Annotated in this window: 4 protein-coding genes; 2 read left to right on the plus strand and 2 right to left on the minus strand. The window is 62.8% G+C overall.

The window, feature by feature from the left end; genetic code table 11:
* Positions 1-114 precede the first annotated feature (114 nt).
* Positions 115-963, plus strand: coding sequence for a TIGR01841 family phasin (phaP, locus tag KAY22_RS25625; RefSeq protein WP_296625933.1), 849 nt, complete (start codon positions 115-117; stop codon positions 961-963).
* Between the two features lie 201 nt (positions 964-1,164).
* Positions 1,165-1,491: an ATP-dependent Clp protease adapter ClpS gene (clpS, locus tag KAY22_RS25630; protein WP_296625936.1), complete on the plus strand. Its 327-nt coding sequence runs from the start codon at positions 1,165-1,167 to the stop codon at positions 1,489-1,491.
* Positions 1,492-1,532: 41 nt separating this feature from the next.
* On the opposite strand, the gene KAY22_RS25635 is transcribed toward clpS, so the two are convergent.
* Together KAY22_RS25635 and KAY22_RS25640 are read right to left on the minus strand one after the other, a co-directional pair.
* The gene (locus KAY22_RS25635; RefSeq protein ID WP_296625934.1) at positions 1,533-2,324 is read right to left on the minus strand and encodes a hypothetical protein; all 792 of its coding nucleotides are present in this window, start codon (positions 2,322-2,324) and stop codon (positions 1,533-1,535) included.
* Positions 2,324-4,045: TonB-dependent receptor (locus KAY22_RS25640; protein ID WP_296625935.1), on the minus strand; the 1,722-nt coding region annotated here is incomplete at its 5' end. The genes KAY22_RS25640 and KAY22_RS25635, both read right to left, overlap by 1 nt.

Consider the following 4,045-nt stretch of genomic DNA (forward strand, 5'->3'; position numbering starts at 1 on the left):
CGTTAGCGCAACTGCAAGAAAAGCTTCAACGAAGCCGGATAGCATCTGCGAAGACAGCGGGGCCCAGCGCCGGTCGCGCTGATTGCCGCTGTGTTGCACTGCACAATAAGCATCTTGCGCCTCGCGGAAAAATGTTTATTGTGCGACGCAACATTAAAAGTGGATCGTGATTCGATGGCGAATAAGATCACTCGGAAGACAGGTTCTGGCGTCAACGCCAAGCCCGTGACTGCGTCGGCACCGGTTGCCAAGCGGTCTGCAGGTGAACGTGCGCCGGTGAAGGCTCCCGAGCCGGCCATCGTGGCTGAGGCCGGCCCCGTGGCAAAGGGCAAGCCCGCGGCAGCGGCGACCATGACCGGCAAACAGGCCGTCGCTCCGGCGACGGCCGCAAAGCCGGTGACGTCCGTTTCCGTCAAATCCACCCCGATTCCGACGCCTGCAGTTCCTTCGGAAGCTGCGGCGGAGCCCGCCCCGGCAGCGTCAACGCCGGAAAAGAAGGGAGTGAGCGTCATGGCCACCACCGTCCAACCCAAGCCCAAGGCTGCTGCTGAAAAGGTTAATATGATGATGTCCGACTTCAACGATCGCGCGAAGACCGCTTTTGCCAAGACCACCAAGGCCGGCGAGGAAATCGCCGAGTTCACCAAGGGCAACATGGAAGCCCTGGCGACGTCGGCGAAGACCGCCGCCAAGGGCGCCGAAGTCCTGGGTCAGGAAATGGCCGAATATGGCAAGAAGAGCTTCGAGGCGGCGACCGCCACCATGAAGAGCATGGCGACCGTCAAGACCCCGACCGAGCTGTTCCAGCTGCAGAGCGACTATGCCAAGTCGGCGTTCGATGGCGCCGTCGCCCAGGCGTCGAAGCTGACCGAGTCGTGGCTGAAGCTGGCCGGCGACGTGATGCAGCCGCTGTCGAGCCGCGCTGCTCTCGCTGCCGAGAAGATCAAGTCGGCTTCGCTCTGATCTGATCCTTCACACGGATTTCGGGCCGGTCATTCCCCAAGGGGAATGGCCGGTTCGTCGTTTTAGGGCCTTCGGAAAGCCGCAAGCGATCGTCGCCCCCTTGCCGAAGGGGCAGGCGGTGCCATATTCTGGCGATCCCGTTCCTGTATGAGTCCCGCGCCGAAGATGAGCCACCTGACCGATATCGACGCCGCTGTCCGCATGACGACGCGCAAGGACGGCGAGGATCAAGGCACCGGCCTGGGCCTTGCGACGCGCACGCGCACGCGCACCAAGAAGCCGTCGCCTTACAAGGTGCTGATGCTCAACGACGACTACACCCCGATGGAATTCGTGGTTCTCTGCCTGCAGCGCTTCTTTCGGATGAATATCGAGGACGCGACGCGGGTGATGCTCCACGTCCATCAGAAGGGCGTCGGCGTCTGCGGCGTGTTCAGCTACGAGGTCGCCGAGACGAAGGTCAGCCAGGTGGTCGACTTCGCGCGGCAGAACCAGCACCCGCTGCAGTGCACGCTAGAAAAGGCCTGATCGAGGCTCCTGCCCTCGGGACAGCCTCGCTCTCCCGTTGATCACTTCTTAGCCGCAGACTTCAGATCGACCGGAGGAATGCGACTCGCCACGACCGATCGCGTCGACCGCTCGATCGACCACAGAACGCGATCCTCTTTGGGATCCCAGGCGATCGCCTGCCCATTTGTCGGGATGGCTATCGTTCCGACGTGCAGCAACTCTGATCCTGCTTCGGGCAATTCGAGCACGTAAAGTTCGGGCCGGTCATGTCCGGTTACGTAAAAATAGCCATCGTGTCCCCACGCCCCGCCCGACGCGCTGTAGGGCGCCATCCGCTCGAGCACATTGTCTGGCAGCAGCCAGGCCCCCTGTTCGACGAAATCGGCGCCAAAGCGAACGATCGTCGTCGACCGATGGTCACGCCCTGCATCCCCGCCCTTGCCGTCATAATTGGCGAAGCAGGCCCACCAGCTGCCATCGTGCCAGTCGAGCCAGGTCAGCGAGCCCCGGCCGGGGCCGAGGCTGCGCGAGGCGACATGAGTCATGGTCCGCGTGTCGAACCACTCGACCGAACTGGCCATCGGCGTCTTAGGATAGTTGGACGCGGCGCAGACCAGCTTTGCTTTCAGCGCGATGCACGAGTTCATGTGGCGGAACAGCGCGGGGTCGCCGGTCCAGCGTGCGACGACGGCTCCCGTGCGCGGATCGAGCTTCGCGATCGTCGCATTGTCGATCGCGAACAGGTGGCGGCCATCGGAAACGACGCCCTGCCGGGCGCCCTCCGCCGCCATCCGCTTCTGCTCGACGGCGGGGGATAGAGCCAAGGCCAGGGCGAGGAGCGTCGCTGCCATCAGAGCTTCACCGAGATGCCGCCATAATAGGTCCGTCCATAGCGTTCGTTCTGGATCACCCAATCCTGGCGTCCGCCCTGATATTGACGGGTGGGCTCGTCGGTCAGGTTCTGCGCCTCGGCAAAAATACGGATGTTGTCGCTCAGCGCCACGCTGATCTTGGCGTCCAGCCGCCGCAGATCGTCATTATACTGGTCCTGATAATCGATCGCCCCGGCGGCCAGCAGCGAACGACCGGTGTTGTGATAGGCGATCGATCCTTCCAACGGTCCGCGCTGGTAGAAAAGCTCGGCGCCGTAGAGATAACGCGACTGGCTCGGGAAGGTCGACGTGCGGCCGTCGGCCAGGCGCAGCGTGGAATTGGTCAGCGTGCCGGTCAGGCTTACGCCGAAGCCCGACAGCAGGCCCGGCAGGAAGGTGAACTGCTGCTGATATTGCGCTTCGATGCCGACGATGTCGCCCCGGTCCGCGTTGAGCGGCTGGGTGGTGCGGAGGATTTCATAAGTGCGCCCGTCGAGCGTCACGTTGTTCTGGGTGAAGCTCTGCGTGAAGATCGGGTTCTTGATGAACTTCGCAAAGACGCCGACGCTCAACAGGCCCCCCTTGGCGAAATACCATTCTGCCGTCGCGTCGAAATTGTCCGAGCGATAGGGCTTCAGATTGGGGTTGCCGAAGGAGATGCTCCCCTCGAACGTGCCGGCGGTGGTGCCATCCTCGTAGCTCAGCGACCCGCTCGGCGACAGTTGCGCATAATTGGGACGTCCGACGCTGCGCGTATAAGCCAACCGGAAGACGGTGTCGTCAGACGGCGTGATGCGGACGATCATGCTCGGCAGAAAATCATCATAGCTGTTTTGCGCGCGCACCTGGACCACGCCCGCCGCACCGCCATTGACGCTGGCAAGCTGGAAGCCGGTAACGTTCAGCTTGGTGCGCTCATAGCGCAGGCCCGGCGTGATGGTGATCGCGCCGAGATCGATATTGGCCATCGCATAGGCGGCCCAGACGTCTTCGCCGACGACGAAGTCGTTGAGCGTGGCGTTCTGCAGCGATGCCGCATTGTCTTTCACGAACAGAGGGCCCGTCAGATTGACGGCGGTGAAGGCGCGGATCGCGTCGAGATCGATCACGGGCGACACAGTGTAGGGCTTGCCAGCCTTGGGGTAGGACAGCACGGGCTCACCGGCGAGTCCGAACTGGGCCAGCGTGAAGCGCGTGGCCGCGCTGCTGCCGCGCGTCCAGACGTCGTTGTTGGAGTCGAAATCCTTGTCGGTCGTGCGGTACTTGCCGCCGAATTTCACGAAGCTGCCCTCGCCGAGCGAGACAAGATCATAGGTCATGTCGACCTTGCCCTGCCAGATATCCTCGTCGCCGCGCTCGTTCTGCTCGGTATATTGGCGGAAGTTCATCTGCGTCGCGCTGCATTCGGTCCTGGGTGCGGCGCTGAAGATCTTGTCAAAAAAGTCGAAGTCGACCGTGCCGGGATTGCAGCGGAACTGCCACAGCTGATTGGGCTCGCGCACTTCGTTGTGGACCCGGGCCAGGACATAATCGACCTTGAGCAGGTCGAACCGGCTCGATCCGCCGATCATGCCGGCGAGGACCGACTTCTCCTTATACTCCTGACGCAGATCCTGACGCCGCTCGGGGCCGGAGCCGTTGCCGACCCCGACATTGGGCGTGCCCGTGACCGTGCCCGACAGGCCATTGCCGTCCAGAGC

The sequence above is a fragment of the Rhizorhabdus sp. genome (genome assembly GCF_018006725.1).
Taxonomy (GTDB): Bacteria; Pseudomonadota; Alphaproteobacteria; order Sphingomonadales; family Sphingomonadaceae; genus Rhizorhabdus.

Coding starts and splice junctions, on each gene's coding strand:
- clpS (WP_296625936.1), top strand. CDS start 1,165: ATGACGACGCGCAAGGACGGCGAGGATCAAGGCACCGGCCTGGGCCTT.
- KAY22_RS25635 (WP_296625934.1), bottom strand. CDS start 2,324: ATGGCAGCGACGCTCCTCGCCCTGGCCTTGGCTCTATCCCCCGCCGTC.